This window comes from Candidatus Margulisiibacteriota bacterium (assembly GCA_031268855.1).
Taxonomy (GTDB): domain Bacteria; phylum Margulisbacteria; class Termititenacia; order Termititenacales; family Termititenacaceae; genus Termititenax.
Genome location: JAIRWS010000040.1, coordinates 1 through 16,479, shown reverse-complemented (window position 1 = coordinate 16,479; position 16,479 = coordinate 1). Strand labels below are relative to the sequence as shown.

General features: G+C 46.8%; 14 protein-coding genes and 1 pseudogene. 12 read left to right on the top strand and 3 right to left on the bottom strand.

Annotation, left to right across the window (positions count from 1 at the left end):
• The first annotated feature begins 9 nt into the window (after window positions 1-9).
• Window positions 10-699 carry a hypothetical protein gene (locus LBJ25_02545; protein MDR1452838.1) on the top strand — a complete coding sequence of 230 codons (690 nt, stop codon included), beginning with the start codon at window positions 10-12 and terminating at the stop codon, window positions 697-699.
• Here the strand turns inward: LBJ25_02545 and LBJ25_02540 are convergent.
• Together LBJ25_02540 and LBJ25_02535 are read right to left on the bottom strand one after the other, a co-directional pair.
• Window positions 696-1,298, bottom strand: a complete 603-nt coding sequence (locus LBJ25_02540; protein MDR1452837.1) for a class I SAM-dependent methyltransferase — start codon at window positions 1,296-1,298, stop codon at window positions 696-698. The two genes, LBJ25_02545 and LBJ25_02540, sit on opposite strands and share 4 nt — an antisense overlap.
• A 7-nt stretch (window positions 1,299-1,305) precedes the next feature.
• Window positions 1,306-2,316 carry an aspartate-semialdehyde dehydrogenase gene (locus tag LBJ25_02535; protein MDR1452836.1) on the bottom strand — a complete coding sequence of 337 codons (1,011 nt, stop codon included), beginning with the start codon at window positions 2,314-2,316 and terminating at the stop codon, window positions 1,306-1,308.
• A gap of 108 nt (window positions 2,317-2,424) precedes the next feature.
• On the opposite strand from LBJ25_02535, the gene LBJ25_02530 reads away from it, so the two are divergent.
• Complete coding sequence (locus tag LBJ25_02530; GenBank protein ID MDR1452835.1) at window positions 2,425-4,032, top strand: AMP-binding protein; 1,608 nt, start codon at window positions 2,425-2,427, stop codon at window positions 4,030-4,032.
• A 40-nt stretch (window positions 4,033-4,072) separates the two neighbouring features.
• Here LBJ25_02530 and LBJ25_02525 read toward each other — a convergent pair whose 3' ends face one another.
• Complete coding sequence (locus tag LBJ25_02525) at window positions 4,073-5,290, bottom strand: ATP-binding protein (GenBank protein ID MDR1452834.1); 1,218 nt, start codon at window positions 5,288-5,290, stop codon at window positions 4,073-4,075.
• 155 nt (window positions 5,291-5,445) lie between these two features.
• Between LBJ25_02525 and LBJ25_02520 the strand changes: the two genes are divergently transcribed.
• The 10 genes and pseudogenes from LBJ25_02520 (at window position 5,446) to LBJ25_02475 (ending at window position 16,407) form a co-directional block, all read left to right on the top strand.
• Complete coding sequence (locus LBJ25_02520; protein ID MDR1452833.1) at window positions 5,446-7,623, top strand: bifunctional (p)ppGpp synthetase/guanosine-3',5'-bis(diphosphate) 3'-pyrophosphohydrolase; 2,178 nt, start codon at window positions 5,446-5,448, stop codon at window positions 7,621-7,623.
• A 162-nt stretch (window positions 7,624-7,785) separates the two neighbouring features.
• Complete coding sequence (locus LBJ25_02515; protein MDR1452832.1) at window positions 7,786-9,045, top strand: aminotransferase class III-fold pyridoxal phosphate-dependent enzyme; 1,260 nt, start codon at window positions 7,786-7,788, stop codon at window positions 9,043-9,045.
• Between the two features lie 16 nt (window positions 9,046-9,061).
• Entirely contained in the window at window positions 9,062-10,111 is a 1,050-nt protein-coding gene (locus LBJ25_02510; GenBank protein ID MDR1452831.1) for a phosphotransferase, read from the top strand.
• 33 nt (window positions 10,112-10,144) lie between these two features.
• Complete coding sequence (locus LBJ25_02505; GenBank protein ID MDR1452830.1) at window positions 10,145-11,560, top strand: APC family permease; 1,416 nt, start codon at window positions 10,145-10,147, stop codon at window positions 11,558-11,560.
• A gap of 11 nt (window positions 11,561-11,571) precedes the next feature.
• Window positions 11,572-12,360: an SDR family oxidoreductase UcpA gene (gene ucpA / locus LBJ25_02500; GenBank protein MDR1452829.1), complete on the top strand. Its 789-nt coding sequence runs from the start codon at window positions 11,572-11,574 to the stop codon at window positions 12,358-12,360.
• A gap of 90 nt (window positions 12,361-12,450) precedes the next feature.
• A pseudogene (locus LBJ25_02495) lies at window positions 12,451-12,672 on the top strand (hypothetical protein).
• Between the two features lie 104 nt (window positions 12,673-12,776).
• Window positions 12,777-14,156, top strand: a complete 1,380-nt coding sequence (locus tag LBJ25_02490) for a putative DNA binding domain-containing protein (GenBank protein MDR1452828.1) — start codon at window positions 12,777-12,779, stop codon at window positions 14,154-14,156.
• Complete coding sequence (locus LBJ25_02485) at window positions 14,149-14,484, top strand: hypothetical protein (GenBank protein ID MDR1452827.1); 336 nt, start codon at window positions 14,149-14,151, stop codon at window positions 14,482-14,484. Before LBJ25_02490 ends, LBJ25_02485 begins: the two co-directional genes overlap by 8 nt.
• A complete protein-coding gene (locus LBJ25_02480) occupies window positions 14,366-14,632 on the top strand; it encodes a restriction endonuclease subunit S (protein ID MDR1452826.1) in 267 nt (88 codons plus the stop codon). Before LBJ25_02485 ends, LBJ25_02480 begins: the two co-directional genes overlap by 119 nt.
• Before the next feature lie 23 nt (window positions 14,633-14,655).
• The gene (locus tag LBJ25_02475; protein MDR1452825.1) at window positions 14,656-16,407 is read left to right on the top strand and encodes an ATP-binding protein; all 1,752 of its coding nucleotides are present in this window, start codon (window positions 14,656-14,658) and stop codon (window positions 16,405-16,407) included.
• Window positions 16,408-16,479: the final 72 nt, after the last annotated feature.

Sequence of the window (16,479 nt, the reverse complement as noted above, 5' to 3'; positions counted from 1 at the left end):
GAGGCAGAAATGGAAAAATTGGAACGTGTTGAAAATATAGATAACGGTGATTGGAAGTTTTCAATAGTCGAATCTCTGAGTTATGGCTTTGCTAAAACCAAGAAGTTTTTCTGGATAACGCTGGGTTTGTATGTTTTGGCTGAGCTGGCCACGTACCTTGTGAGTTTGGCCGGCGGCGTTGTGCTGGGCCTTTCTTTGAATGGCGGTGTTTTGGTGTGCATGCTGGTAATGTTGCTCATAGCCGCTCTTTCGATTTATGTGTCTGTGATGATCGCGCTGGGCTGGCGGCGTGTGCTGTTGGCCGTGCTTTCCGGCAGAGCTCCTGCGTTGGAGCATTTCCTTGACGCGGACAATCATCAGTATTTCTGGCAATATATCGGCGCGTGTATTTTACGTGCGCTGATCATTACAGCCGGCCTGATTTTGTTCGTGATCCCGGGCATCGTTTGGTCTTACACTTATATGTTCACGCAGCTGCTTGTGGTGGACAAAAAATTAAGCCCGACCGAAGCTCTGGCCGCCAGCCGTAAATTAGTGGCCGGTCAGCGTTTGAATTTATTCGTCTGGTCGCTGGCGCTGCTGGGCATAAATATATTGGGTACGTTATGCTTTGGCCTCGGCTTGCTAATAAGTGTGCCGACCTCGTATTACGCTTCGATGTATGTGTATGGTAAATTGTCCGGCAAGAAAATTGCCTAGTGTTTGAGGATCAGCGAGAAATCGTTGAGCAAGTAACCGTAGACCAGTAAAGCCTGCGGACAAAAGGAACGGCAGAACTGCAAAAAGCGCCTTTTGTCCGCATAGTAAAACCGCGGGTCTTGTGCATATAAATGCATCGCGTCTTGATCCAGCAGATTAAAAGCGCAGGCCAGCCGCGAGCTGGCGTACATTTTTTCGATGACATTTTGGATGTACTGCGCCTGATCGTCCGGCCGGTCAAAAATAATATTCAAACTGCCTGACGCCAAAATAATGTCGTAATTTTCCAGTTTCGCGGTGACAAAATTCTCATTCTTAAATTTGGCCGCCGGATAATTCTGCTGCGCCGCGCTGAGCATTTCTGGCACGATGTCGAGGCCGGTATAATCCACATTTTGGTAGCCGCTGGTCTGCAAATAATCATACAGATCGCCCAGACCGCAGCCGATGTCCAGCAAAGTGAGTTTTTCCGTTTTATCGGGCACGGTATATTTGACCAGCGTGTCAAAGCGCGTGTATTGGGTCGAGCGGTCGTTGTAAGAAACAGAAAGCACCGACTGTCCGCCGTGCCGCCGGATCAAACCGCGGTAAAATTTCAATAATTCTTTATAAATCTTTGATTACCTCTTCCGCGATCTGCACAGCGTTAAAAGCCGCGCCTTTGCGCAGATTGTCCGCCACGATAAAAAGCTCCAGTCCGTTGTCGAGCGAGATGTCTTCGCGGATGCGCCCGACCAAAGTTTCGTTTTTGCCGGCGGCCAGTAGCGGCATGGGATAAATATTTTTTTGAGGTTCATCCAAAACGATTACATTCTCCGCCTGGCGCAAAAGCCGCCGCGCTTCGTCCGCGCTGAGTTTCTTTTTCGTTTCCACATTGACACATTCCGAGTGGCAGTAAAACACCGGCACGCGGCAGGTTGTCGCGGTCACACGTAGGTCGGCGTCACCAAAAATCTTTTGGGTTTCATTGACCATTTTCATTTCTTCCTTGCTGTAGCCGCTGTCCAAAAAACTATCAATGTGCGGCAGGATATTAAAGGCGATCTGATACGGGTAAACTTTTGGCCGCACTGGCTTGAACTGCAGAATATCCACAACTTCTTGCTGCAATTCGTCGATCGCTTCTTTGCCGGTGCCGGACACCGCCTGATAGGTCGAGATGACCAGCCGCGCGATGCCTGCCGCGTCGTAAATCGGTTTGAGCGCGACGACCATTTGCGCCGTGGAGCAGTTGGGATTGGCGATAATGCCTTTGGGGCGATTTTTTACTTCACGAGCGTTAACTTCCGGCACGACCAGCGGCACCTGCGGGTCCATGCGGAAAAAAGCGGTATTGTCGATGACCACGGCTCCCGCCGCCGCGGCTATTGGCGCAAATTTTTCCGAGACCGCCGAGCCAGCGGAAAATAAAGCGATCTGCGCGTCTTGAAAAGAAGTTTCTTTTAACTCCCGCACAACGATTTCCTGTCCCTGAAATTCCACACGTGAGCCGGCGGTGCGTGCTGAAGCCAGCGGAATTATCTTATTGACCGGAAATTTTCTTTCTTCCAGCACTTTGAGCATTTCCTGGCCGACCACGCCGGTTGCGCCGACGACCGCGACATTGTATTTCGACATAATTTATCCTTTGGTTTATTTAGCGGCAATTATAGCGTAAATTTGGCGGGTTGGTATATTTGTAATACTTGATGCTTATCTCCAGATTTTGAGTTATTATATAGGTGTATGTCCAACATTTTTGAGGAATGCCAACGCTCCTCGCTGGAACATGCTGATGGCGTAGCTTTTGTCGTTGAGGGTATCACTTACAGTGAGGCCTGGCGGAGAGTCTTGTCCCGTGCCGCGGCTTTGCAGGCCAGAGGCGTCAAAAAAGGCGATGTCATCGGCATCTTGAGCAAAAATTCTCCGGAATGGTGCATTACTTTTATGGCGATTGCGTCGCTGGGCGCGCTGGTTCTGGTGCTGGACACCAATCTCAAACCTGACCTGCACCGGACAATGCTTGATTTTGTGGATACGAAGCTGCTGTATGTTTCCAGGGATTTTGCCGCTGAGGATTACGGCGTGGAAAAATTGAGTATCGAAGCAACAGATCTCCCCCGCGATTTTGCGCCGGCGGAAACAGTGGCGGAGGAAGATGTGGCTATTCTGGTTTATACTTCCGGCACCACTGGCGTGCCCAAGGTTGTGCAGCTTACGCATAAAAATTTGATCTCTATATCTTTGGCCTGCGTCAAGCACGTCTATGCCGTGTCGCAGGATATTTTTATGACGGTGCTGCCGCTGTATCATGTGTATGGTATTTTGGCCGGATTTTACGCGCCGTATCTGGCGGGCTGCGGATTGATTTTTCAAAATTCGCTTAAAGGTCCGGATATTCTGGGCACGCTGGCCAAATATCCGGTGACGGTGCTGTCAGCGGTGCCGCAATTGTGGGAAATATTCTTTGACCGTCTGGTCAAAACACTCAAAAATGAATCGATGTTCAAATACCGTTTGTTCATGTTCTTTGTCCGGTATGCGCCGGATCTGCGGCATCTGGGTCTGGGACGCCTGGTTGATAAAATTTTTTATCCGGTGCACAAAACATTTGGCTTGCGGCTGCGCATGCTTTTGAGCGGCGGTTCCCGTTTCGGCTGGCGTTACTGCATTTATTATAAAAATATGGGTTTTCGGGTGGTCGAAGGCTACGGCTTGACCGAGACCTGCGGGCCGATCTGTGGCGGCAAATATCACAATCCTACGCCGATTTGCGTGGGCAAGCCGCTGGGTAATAATTTTGTCGAGGTGCGCGATCTCAATTCCGACGGCATCGGCGATATTTGGCTCAAGGGAGACGCGGTGACGCCGGGTTATTACAAAAATCCGGAAGCGACTAAAAATGCTTTTGATGAGCGTGGCTGGTTTAACAGTGGTGATCTGGGATTCATTGACAAAAATAACGAGCTGCACATCCGCGGCCGCCGTAAAAATGTGATCGTGATGGCTTCCGGCAAAAATGTTTACCCGGAAGATTTGGAAGCGCACTATTTGAGATCGCCGTTGATCGAGGAGATCACGGTTTTTGGCCGCTACGTAGACCGGCATGAAACTGTTTTTGCCGTAATCTACCCGCCGGAAAACACGGAAAACGCCTATGCCAAAGTCAAAACGGAATTAAAACATTTGAGCCATGGCCTGCCGACTTACAAACGTATCGGTGACTTTGCCGTGTCTGCCGAGCCGCTGCCGCGTACTTCCACGCAGAAGGTCAAAGTGCATGAGGTCATCGCTAAACTTGAAGCGGGAGAGTATGCGATTAAGGAAAATCCGGCAAATCAAAAGAAAGACTAATTCCCCCTTTTGACTTTTTTATACTAGTAGTATAAAAAAGTCAAAAATGCTCCTTGGTGAAGTTTTGCAAATTCAGGCAAGCCACGGTTTTCATAAAAATGATTTTGGTATTCTTATATTTAGCCACGCCAATATAATTCGTTGATAGGACAAACGCTTGGGTTGTGGCGGGGTAACGTTTGAGAAAGGCTTTAAGACCTTGCGGGATGCCGGCGTCCGACCAGGTTGTTTTTACTTCTATTGGTATTGGCTGGCGGTCAACGAGCAGGACAAAATCCACCTCGTTGCCGGATTTGTCCCGCCAAAAACGCAGCTCCATATTAGGCTGCAATTGCCAGAGCAAATTCAAAAAGACAAAAGACTCGTTAATAGCGCCAAAATCTTTTCTGCTGCGGCTGGCGGAAAAATCTTTCAGTATAGTATTCCGAATGCCGAAATCGTACAAAAAAAACTTGCGGGATTTTTTTAATTCGTTGCCGATATTTTTGGAATATGAGCCGAGCGGGAAACAAGTATAAGTGTTTTCCAGAAGCGTTAGATATTTTTCGATAGTGCGGCTGGTCAGGCCGATTTCATTGGCCAGGTTATTGACGGAGATCAGCGAGCCCTGTCGTTCGGCCAGCAAATACAGCAAATTATTAAAAGCGCGGATATTTTCTTCCTTGAGCAGGGATTTGATGTCTTTTTGGATATAAGTTTCCAGCAGTTCGTTTAACAGCCGTATTTTGTGCTCTTTGTTATCGGCGTGCACCAATCCGGGCAGCCCGCCATAGACCAGATATTCGTCAAGCGTTTTAGCGGGATTTCGGGTTTTGTTTTTTTGCGCGTATTCAGTCAGGGTCAGCGGATTTATTTTAGTGACCAGCCGCCGGCCAGCCAGACTTTCTTTGAGGTGTTTATGTATTTCTATTGATGACGAGCCGGACGCAAAAATTTTTATTTTTTTATTGCTGTCGTAAATGGCTTTGAATAGTTTGGAAATATTCGGGTAATAATGAAATTCGTCAATAAAAAGCACAGCGGTATTGGTGGTCAGCATTTTGTACACACCGGCCTCATCTTGGTTGAATTTTAAATTATCGGACGGCAGTTCGAGATTGTAATAGCTGCAGCGCAGCTGGCGTTTTTGGGCTTCCCGATGCAGTTCTTTTAGCAGGAAGGTTTTGCCGACCTGCCGCGGCCCCAACAAGATCGAGATTTGCGGCAAAGCGAATTCTTTAAGGAGTTCCGCTAAAATATTTCTTTTAACTTTGGCCATATTTGACTATTTTATACTACTGGTATAAAAAAGTCAAATTTAACTATTTTATACTACTGGTATAAAATAGTTAAAAATATAGCAAACTAAGCCACGGCCGTTTCCGCGCGCGAAATTTGATATAACCGCGCTCTTCGCTGTAAAATAGCTGTCAAATGCTTGATAAACTTTTGCAGCACAGCGCCTATCTTTCCCAAAGAAACCAAAATAAAGTCCGGCAGGCTTATCAGTTTGCGGCCGCCGCGCACGGCAAGCAAAAGCGTTTGTCCGGTGAGCCGTATTTGGCGCACCCTCTGGAGGTCGCGCTGACTTTGGCCGGGCTGAAGCAGGACGTGGACACGCTCTGCGCGGCTCTCCTGCACGATGTGGTGGAGGACACCGCCACGCCGGAAGAAAAAATCCAGGAGCTTTTCGGCGCGGAAGTTTTGTTCCTGGTCAAAGGCGTAACCAAGCTGACCGAGCTGAAAATTTCCCGTTCGCGCGAGGAGATCCATGCCGAGAACACACGCAATATGCTGCTGGCCATGGCTAAGGATATTCGCATCGTGTTCATCAAGCTGGCTGACCGCCTGCACAATATGCGCACGCTGGAGTATCTGTCGCGCGCCAAGCAGATCGAAAACGCGCAGGAGACGATGGATATTTTCGCGCCGCTGGCGCACCGGCTGGGTCTGGGGCTGATCAAGTGGGAGCTGGAGGATTTGTCTTTCCGTTATCTGGAGCCGGATAAATTTTGGCAGATCCGCGACAAGGTGGCGGAAAAACGCCGCGAGCGGGAAGCCTATATTCAGGATTTTTGCGAAAAGGTGCGGGAGATTTTGCGCGGGAATAATATTCACGGCGAAGTGTCCGGCCGCGCCAAACATTTTTATTCCATTTACCGCAAAATGCAGACACAGCATCTGGAGTTCGAGCAGATCTATGATCTCTCGGCGGTGCGTGTGCTGCTAGATACCGAGCGCGAGTGTTACGGTCTGCTGGGGCTGATCCACGCCCAATGGAAGCCGATCCCCGGCAAGATCAAAGATTATATTGCCATGCCCAAAGAAAATAATTATCAGTCGCTGCACACGACGGTTATCGGGCCGGAAGGCAAACAGGTGGAGATACAGATCCGCACTTTTGCCATGCACAGTCAGGCGGAATACGGCGTCGCTTCACACTGGCTGTACAAGCAGACGGACAAAACTAAAGCCGGCAAGCAGCGCTCCAAACAAAAAGATATTGATTATATCGGTAAAATGACCTGGCTGCGCCAGCTCGCCGAGGAAAAAAAGGACAGCGCGGAATTCATGGCGGATCTAAAAACGGAAATCCTTTTCGATGAAGTGTATGTGTCTACGCCCAAAGGCGATATTTACTCGCTCTGCCACGGCGCGACACCGGTGGATTTTGCTTATCAGGTGCATACCGAGGTCGGCAACCGCTGCGTCGGCGCCAAAGTCAATAACAAAATTGTGCCGCTGGATTCCGCGCTGCACAACGGCGATGTGGTGGAGATCCTGACCAGCAAGATCGGCCGGCCAAACAGTGACTGGCTGTCTTTTGTGCAGAGTCCGCGCACCAAAACCAAGATCAAAAGCTGGATTGCCAAGCAGAATAAGCAGCAGCATTTGGAAACCGGCCGCGAGATGCTACAGGCCGCGCTTAAAGAATTGCTGCTCGATCCGGCGCTGATTTTAAATAACGAAAAATACACTGAGCCGGTTTTGAAACGCTACACTTTTTATAATCTCGACGATTTATATACTGGCATCGGCCACGGCAATGTGGCCTCCCGGGCTGTCGCGCGAATTTTTCAGGAAAATTACAAAGAAAAAAACAAGCCGGTTGAGGAGCCGGCGGAGCATACCGCGCCGGAGGCCAGTCAGCGTAGCCGCAGCGCGCGCAAGTCTAACAGCGCCGGCGTGGTCGTAGACGGCGTGGATTCGGTGCTGATCCGCCTGGCCAACTGCTGCCACCCGCTGCCCGGCGATGCGATAGTCGGTTTTGTAACGATGGGTTACGGCATTACCGTACACCGCGCGGACTGCAAAAACATCAGCAAACTAAAAGAAAGAAAAATCGAAGTGTTTTGGCAGAACACGCCGCAGAATACTTACGCGGCGTCGCTGGAAGTTGCCGGTTTTGACCGCGTCGGTATTTTCAAAGATATACTCAATGTTGTTTCTGACAGCGGTTTCAATGTGCAGGAGGCCACGGCGCGCCGGAGCGGACAGGGCGAATGTAAAATCCATTTGATTGTGGATATCGCCGATCTCGAGCGGCTGCTGCGTTTGATAGGCGCCCTGAAAAAAGTCAAAGATGTTTATGACGTTTACCGCGTAAATTAGCTCCCGTTTTTTCTTTCTTAATTTTTGTTGTTTTTACGCGGTTGTAAAAGCGTGAAAAACTGCTTGACAACAATAATGCAGTTATGTATACTCCGCGCAAATTTTATACAAAAAAGTATATAAAATATAATAAACTGCAAAAATGTAATAAAGGAGAAAAAGATGGTTTCAGTCAAAGAACAAGTTATTGCGGATTCTCTGTGCTACTGGAACACCGGTAAAACGCAGGAGTGGCAGGATTTAGGCATAAATTTTGTAATGGGCAAAAGAGAGGGTTATTACTTCTGGGACATGGACGGCAAGCGGCTGATGGATGTGCATATCAACGGCGGAACATTCAGTCTTGGCCACCGCAATCCGGAAATTATGGAAACACTGGTCAAGGGACTGGAAAATTACGACATCGGTAATCATCATTTTCCTTCGCCGCACAAGGCCGCTCTAGCCAAAGAATTGATCAAGGTTTCGCCGGCGGGTATGACACACGCGATATTTGGCGCGGCTGGCGCGGAGGCTGTGGATCTGGCTTTGAAAAGCGCGCGCTGCGCCACCAGCCGCAAAAAAATCATCTCGGTGGAGAACTGCTATCACGGACACACGGGCTTAGCGGTGTCCGCCGGCGCGGAAAGATTTGCGCGGCCTTTTCTTTTGGAGAAAGACGCGGACGAAAACGCCAAAGTGCCTTTCAATGATCTTGACGCTATGGAAAAAGAATTTAGCAAAGGCGACGCGGCCTGCGTGATTATGGAAACGATACCGGCGACTTACGGATTTCCGCTGCCGGCAGCCGGCTATTTATCGGCGGTCAAAAAGCTGTGCGAAAAATACGGCGCGCTGTATATCGCTGACGAGATACAGACGGGGCTTTTGCGCAGCGGCCGGATGTGGTGCATTTCTACTTATGATGTCGCGCCGGATATGATCGTGACTTCCAAAGGTTTCAGCGGCGGTATCTACCCTATCTCCGCGGTGGTAATGAACGATCAGGCGGCCAAGTGGATACATCTGGACGGCAGCGCGCATATGTCCACCTACGGTGGCACAGAACTGGGCTGCATTGTGGCGCACAAAGTTTTGGAAATTTTGCAGCGTCAGGAAACCGTCGCTAATGTCGCGTTTGTTGCGCAATACCTGCGCGCTGGTTTAGAAAAAATTAAAGCCGAAAACCAAGACACCTTTCTCGATATTCGCCAAAACGGCCTCATCATGGGCTTAGTTTTCGCCGGAGCAAAAGGCGCGTTACCGGTGATGCAGCGTCTGTATAACGAGCACGGCGTCTGGGCGATCTACTCGATGCTCAATAACAGCGTTTTGCAATTCAAGCCTGGCGTGCTTTGCACCAAGGAATATTGTGACGAATTATTAGAACGCTTGAGCGCGGGTATCAAAACGTCCAGAGCGGATATTTTGTCGCAGGCTTAAAAAAAGGAGCGGCCGTATGGCTGGGACAAAAACAAAAATGCCGGAAATAACCAAAGCGGAACAAGCTGTCGCCGTCGCGCTGGATGAGGAATTATTTGACGATCTGGCGCGGGATGCGATACGCCAGTATTTTAAAGAGCCGTACTGGGAGGCCGGGTTGTTGCAGTTGTCCGAGAACATCACTTATCTGGTCACGAATAAATTGAGCCGCGACCGCGCGGTGTTGCGCATCAGCCGTCCGGGTTATCACACGCTTGGCGAATTAAAAGCGGAATTAACGTGGGTGGAGTACGTCAAAAAATACACGGCGGTTGTGGTCGCCGAGCCGCTCAAAGGGCTGGACGGCGAGTATATTCAATTCTTAAAAAGCTCTCTAACCCAAGACACCTACACCAGCGTGCTGTATGAATTTATGGAAGGCCGCGCGCCTGATGAAAATGACGAAGCCGAAATGTTACGCAGTTTTAGCGATCTGGGCGAGATAACAGCCTATCTGCACCGCAACACGCGCACTTGGCCGACGGCGCGCGCGCTGGATCGTTTTGTCTGGAACCATGACACAATGCTTGGCGCCAAGCCTCGCTGGGGACGCTGGCAGGATGCGCCGGATCTCACCGGCGAGGGCATCGATATTTTGGCGAGAGTTTCCGGCATTATTGAAAAACGCTTGAAAAAATACGGGCAGACTAAAAAGAATTTCGGCTTGATCCACGCTGACCTGCGGCTGGCCAATCTGTTGGTGGACGGCATGACTATCAAAGTCATTGATTTTGATGACTGCGGTTTTAGCTGGTATCTGCATGATCTGGCTTCCGCTGTGAGTTTCATCGAGCACAAATCGATCACCAAACACCTGGTCGAGAATTGGCTGTCCGGTTATCAAAAAGTGCTGCCTCTAGCCAAAACGGATCTGGCGGAAATTAACACCTTTATTATGCAGCGCAGGCTGCAGCTTCTGGCTTGGCTGACCAGCCATAGCGGAAGCACTCCGGTAAAGGCGTTGAGCGTCGGTTATGCGGACGGCAGTGTGCGGCTGGCGGAAGAGTATCTCGGCAAGTATTTGTGAACGGCAAAAAAAATTTAGAGGAGGTAAATAAAAATGGTAAAAAATATTGTAGAAGGTGGACAGAATGCTCTGCGTAAATCGCTGAGCCTGTTGTATGTCTATGCGCTGGCTACCGGCGCGATTTTTACGTTTATGTGTTACTGGGACGGTATTTTCCTGTCCTACTGCGGCCCCGCGACATTTCTGGCTTATATTATGATGACTTTGATGTGTCTGCCGATCGCTTATGTGTATGCGGAACTCTCGACGATGCTGCCCAGCGCCGGTTCTTCGCTGGTGTTCAATACTATCGGTCTGAACAAACACGCTGGTTTCTGGTCGAGCTGGCTGATTATGTGCGCGTGGATAGCAGTGCCAGCCGCTGGCACGCTGGGTATTATTGACTGGATCAATTTTCAGTTTAATCTCGGCTGGTCGGACGGTGTGATGCTGGGCATCGGCGTGGTTTCTCTGCTGTTCTGGTTTGCCTTGTCGATGTTGAAAAATGTGATCGCCGGTAAAGTCCAGACTTATATGTTGTTTTCCGCAATTGGCGGCATTGTTTTGACTTCGCTGTTATTGTTTTTCTCCGGTTCGTGGTCGCTGGCCAATTTTGGCGGCTTTTTCTCTACCGCTCTGGGTGGTGCGGACACGCTCAAGCCGCAATGGATAGGCTGGTGCATCGGCGCGGCGTTCCTGATCACGCCGTACTTTGGTTTTGAAACCGTGCCGGCGCTGGTTGAGGAAGGTACTTTTCCGATCCACGATCAGAAAAAAGCGATACTGGGTTCGGTTCTCACTTGCGGCATAATTTACGCGATATTTTATTTCGCAGTGGCTGGTGTGATGCCTTGGGCGCAGTTGACCAATAACGGCGACTGCTCGCCGTTCGTTTCGATCAAAGCGTTCCTGACAATTTTTCCCGGCTGGACAGCGTATGCCTTGCTACTCGGCGTGGTCGGCGTGCTGCTGCCTATCGCCACCAGCGTGCTGGGTTTCTGGTATTCCGGTGTGCGGATGATCTACGCTATGGGACGGCAAAACTTTCTGCCGAAAGCATTTTCGTACACCAACAAACACGCTCAGCCTATTTTGCCGAATCTCTTAATTTTGGGCATCAGCATTTTGTTTATTATGATGCAGAGCATTCGTTCATTTTTTGATCTCATGGCTTTTGCCTGCGCGCTTTGCTACGCGATCAGCACGATTTCCTCTATGGCGCTGGCCAAAAAACATCCGGAGTGGAAACGGCCTTTTGTCCTGCCGTGGGGCAATGTGCTGCGCTGGATTTCGCTGGCCGTGTCCATAGTGATCGCCTTTTTCTGCACGATTGGTATTACGCCTGTGACCTGGTTCGGCTTCATCGGCTATATGGGTGTCGGTCTGCTGTTGTGGGGCTATATGCTGATTTTCAAATGGCGTAAAGACAAAGTCTGGATGAAAACTCCGGACGGCGATCAAGAATATTAAAGGAGATTATTATGGGAATACTGGCTGGAAAAGTTGCGTTAATTACCGGAGCGTCGATGGGTATCGGCAGCGGCATTGCCAAAGTGTTTGCCGCCGAAGGCGCGAAACTCGCTCTAGCCGCCCGCTCCGCACAGACGGATCTGCTGGCGGCGGAATTAAAAAAATCCGGCGCGGAAGCGCTAGCGCTCAAAATGGATGTGACCGATCCGGCCAGTATCAAAAGCGGAGTGGAGAAAACTGCGCAGACTTACGGCGGTATCGACATACTGGTCAATAATGCCGGTGTCTGCAAACTCGGTCTTTTCGCGGAGTTGAGCGATGCCGATCGTAATTTGCATCTCGATGTCAATATCAAAGGCGTGTGGAATGTCACCAAAATTGTTTTGCCATATTTGCAGAAAGCCGGCGGCAAGATTGTGATAATGTCTTCCGTGACCGGCGATATGGTGGCCGACCCCGGCGAAGTGGCCTACGCCACGACCAAAGCCGCGCTCGTCGGCTTTACCAAATCGCTGGCGGTGGAATTAGCGCCGTATAAAATAAACGTCAATGCGATCTGTCCGGGTTATGTCCTGACGCCTATGGCGCAGAGTATCGCCAAGCAGTCTAATCCCGATAATCCCGACGCGGTCATTCAAGGTATTGCCAGCGCTGTTCCGCTCAAACGGCTGGCCGATCCGGAAGAAGTCGGGTATTTGGCGGCTTTTTTATCTTCCGCCAAAGCCAATTATCTGACCGGCGCGCAATTCGTCATTGACGGCGGCAGCACTCTGCCGGAAACGGTCAGCGTGGGCGTGTAGCGAAGAAAATCGATAGCAGCCCGGATTAACTGACGAGCGCCTTGCTTTCTTTATAATTAATAAAGACTATCTTTTTTGTTTATACTATCAATGTTATTCTTACTTAAAGAGGCTATAAATAAGGTGACAAACAAAAAAGACCTGTCTGAAAGAGATATTGTAACTCAATTTATTATCCCGAATATTGTTCATGCGGGTTGGGATCTCGAAACTCAAGTCCGTGAAGAAGTCTATTTTACTGATGGCCGCATTTTCGTTAAAGGAAACAAAACCGCCAGGGGGGAGCGCAAACGGGCGGACATTATTCTTTTTAATGATTATGGCACTCCTGCGGAAATTATTAGTGTCTTTGGCAGTAAGGAAAATTACCTTCAGGCGATCTGGGAACTGGAAACAGAATTGTATAAGGCGGCCTAATGAACGAGCAGGAATTGAAATATATACTGGAGCAGGGCGAAGGTTACCGCATTGAATTTAAGGAACAATGCGCCAATCTTGATAAAGAAATGGTCGCTTTTGCCAATGGATCAGGTGGATTCATTTATCTTGGCATCGGCGATAAAAACAAGGTTGTCGGTCTGGAAATAGATAACAAATTATTGTCGCAGATCCAGGACATTGCGCAAAATTGCGACCCGCCGGTGAAGATCATCTCCCGCAAGTATAAAAACATACTCATTATTGAAGTCCGGGAAGGGACGGATAAACCGTATCGCTGCACTTCAGGCTTTTATAACCGGGTTGGCCCAAACTCCCAAAAAATGAAGCGCGATGAAATTATCGAGTTTGTAAAGTCCGAGGGGAAAATCCGTTTTGATGAACTCGTTAATCGTGATTTTCAAAAGAAAGATTTTGATGGGGAAAAATTTCACCGTTTCCTGAAACTTGCCGGTATTTCGTCTGTGCTGGCCACCAATGAAATACTCAAAAATCTACACGCGGCAGAAACGCAATTTGACCAGTGTTATTATTACAACACCGCTGTATTGTTTTTTGCCAAAAACCTTGAGCATCATTTCTTTCATACCACGGTAACTTGCGTGCTGTTTAAGGGGCGCGATAAGGTTACAGTCCTCGACCGTAAAGATTTTAATGCCGATATTGTCGATAACATTGACCAGGCGATGATTTTTTTGAAACGGCATCTTAATTTGCGTTATGAGTTTGACGGCTCGCCGGCGCGTATCGAAATACCGGAAATCCCTTACGAAGCGCTGCGTGAAGCTGTCATCAATGCTGTGATCCATCGCGATTATTTTGAAAAAGGCGCCAATGTGATGGTGGAAATTTTTGATGACCGTGTGGAAATCGTTAGTCCGGGCGGCCTGCCCAGGGGATTAAAAGTGGAAAATTTTGGCAAAGAAAGTGTTTTGCGTAATCCGAATATTGCCAACTTAATGCAGCGTCTCGAATATATCGAAAAAATGGGAACGGGTATTTTGCGGATGCAGAAAATGCTTGCCGATGCCGGTCTGCCGCCCTTGCAGTATGAGTTTTCCACTTTTGTCCACGCGATATTTTATCGGTATCCTGATGCTGACAAAAATACCGCGCAAGTCACCGCGCAAGTCACCGCGCAAGTCGATGAGGGCAAAAAAAATACGATACTTGAATTTTGTTCTATCCCAAGGAGCAGGGAAGAAATCCAGGCGTATCTTGGCTTGAAACATCGTGAACATTTTCGTTTAGAAATTCTTCAGCCGTTATTACAGGAAGGATTACTAATTCGCACTATTCCCGATAAGCCGAATAGCCGTAGGCAGAAATATGTGGCAAAGGCGGCGGGGAATGAGTGAGTGGGAGACATGCCCAATAGGCTCTCCTTGCAATATTATAAAAGGTAAAACCGGTCTGGCAAGTGCAATACCAGGAAAATATTCTTTAGTAACAACTCAATTCGATACGGAAGCGGTTTGCATACCGTTAGTGTCATCAACCGGACATGACAAGAAAGCTCTAAACCATGTTCATTACCAAGAAAGCAAATTTGCTCTAGGAACTATTTTTGTTGCTGCCAAAGTTTTTTCAAACGTATTTATTACAAAATTCGATAGGGCAGACAATGGACAATTTGAATCAAAAATTGCTTTCAACGGCTATTCTCCCTCTCCCATCGGTTGCTGAACAGCGTGTCATTGTTGAGCGGGTTGAAAAATTGCTGAATTGGGTTGATGATTTGGAAATGCAGGTGAAAGAACGTAGAGGGCAGGTAGAGGGCCTGAAGCAGGCGGTGCTGGGAGAGGTGTTTGAGGGAGAAAATGCTAAAATTTAATATTTATAAAGGAGAATTTTGATATGGAACTAACTAAAATAGAGATTGAAAATTTTCGTTCTATTAAATCACAGACTATCATATTTGATAATAACTGCTTGATTTTGCTTGGCAAGAATGAAGCAGGTAAGAGTAATATTTTGAAAGCAATCGCGGCAGTGTTTGGACAATATATAGTATCAGATAAAGATAGAAGAAAACGAATAAATAATGAAAAAATAGAGAATTATTTTGTTCGAGCAATACTGAAATTGTCGGAAAAAGATATTGATGACGTATTGAGTCGATTCAAAGCGAAGTATGTAAATACAGAATGTATTGTTTTTAAAAGTCATAAATCGATTCGAGATTTTATAAAATCTGTTTTTTATGAATATTTAATTCAAATTGATATTGCGAATAATGAAAAAGTACATTTTAGTTATGGGAGCTATTCTGGAACAGATTTTGAATGTGAAAAAGAGGTGTATCTTAGTGGAAAATCGTTTACTACAGAGGTAGTAGGCGCAGAACAAAACTTACAGGCATGTATCCTTGAAGTAATCGAAGAACTGTACAAGGAAAATGTATATCGATGCCATTATTGGCAATATGATGAGAAGACCTTGTTATCAAATAGTGTAGTTATTGCTGATTTCATCGCAAGTCCTACCAAATACAGATCTTTAGAAAATATTTTTGTCTTGTGCAAACGTGAAAATATTAAGAACGAATTTTCAGATGCAAAATCACAGGATGGAGATTATGAAAATTTATTAAGCCAAATATCAAAAACCGTAACACAGACATTCCGTAAGATATGGAAAGACTTTAAAGACACTTCTATTGAGCTACGCCCAAATGGCGATGAAATTTCTATAAAAGTAGTTAATGAGACGAAATACTCTTTTGAAGACAGGAGCGATGGATTTAAAAAATTCATTAGTATATTGTTGATGTTATCTACCAAAGATCGTTCCAATATGATGAGTGAACGAGATATTATTTTAATAGATGAACCCGATCAGAGTTTGTACCCTACAAGTGCGCGATATTTGCGGGATGAATTATTAAAAATAAGCGAACATGCAAAGATGATTTACTCTACTCATTCACAATATATGATAGATTCAAATTGCATAGATCGACATTTGGTTGTTGAAAAAAAAGATGATGTTACTACAGCAGTAAAACCAGATCGGAAAGCGCCGTTTAGTAGTGATGAATTACTGCGGAATGCTATTGGCGCAAGTATTTTTGAATGTATACAAGACAAAAATATTATTTTTGAAGGATGGCTTGATAAAGAGCTTTTTCAAAAATATTGTGCTTTTAATAAAAAAGTGAACGATTTTAAAAACATTGGCATGGTTTATTTAAAGGGTATTTCCGGTGTAGAGTGTCTAGTGCAACTTTTAATTCTCGCACATAAGAAATTTATTATTGTGTCGGATTCTGATACAGTATCCAATAGTAAACGGAATGAATTTGTTAATGCTTATCCTGAGTTTTCGGAATCGTGGTTAGCATATGCTGACGTTGTAAAAGATATTTCAACGATGGAAGATTTTATATCTTCGAAATTAATTACTAATTACATAAACAAAGACGGTTCAACTTTTGTATACAATGAGAAAAAAAGTGCCATTGAGAATATCGAAACTGTAACTAATGGAAACAAAGAAGAGAAGCAGAGTATGAAAAATGAAATCATGAAAGCTGTCAGTAAAAATGATATTAAAACTGAATATGGAGATTTTATAAGCCATCTTAAAGATAGAATTGATAAACTTTAAATATAGAAATAGCGATGCAAACATTGTTGAAAATGGAGTGTTTTAGGGAATGAGATACCAATGAAAAACCTC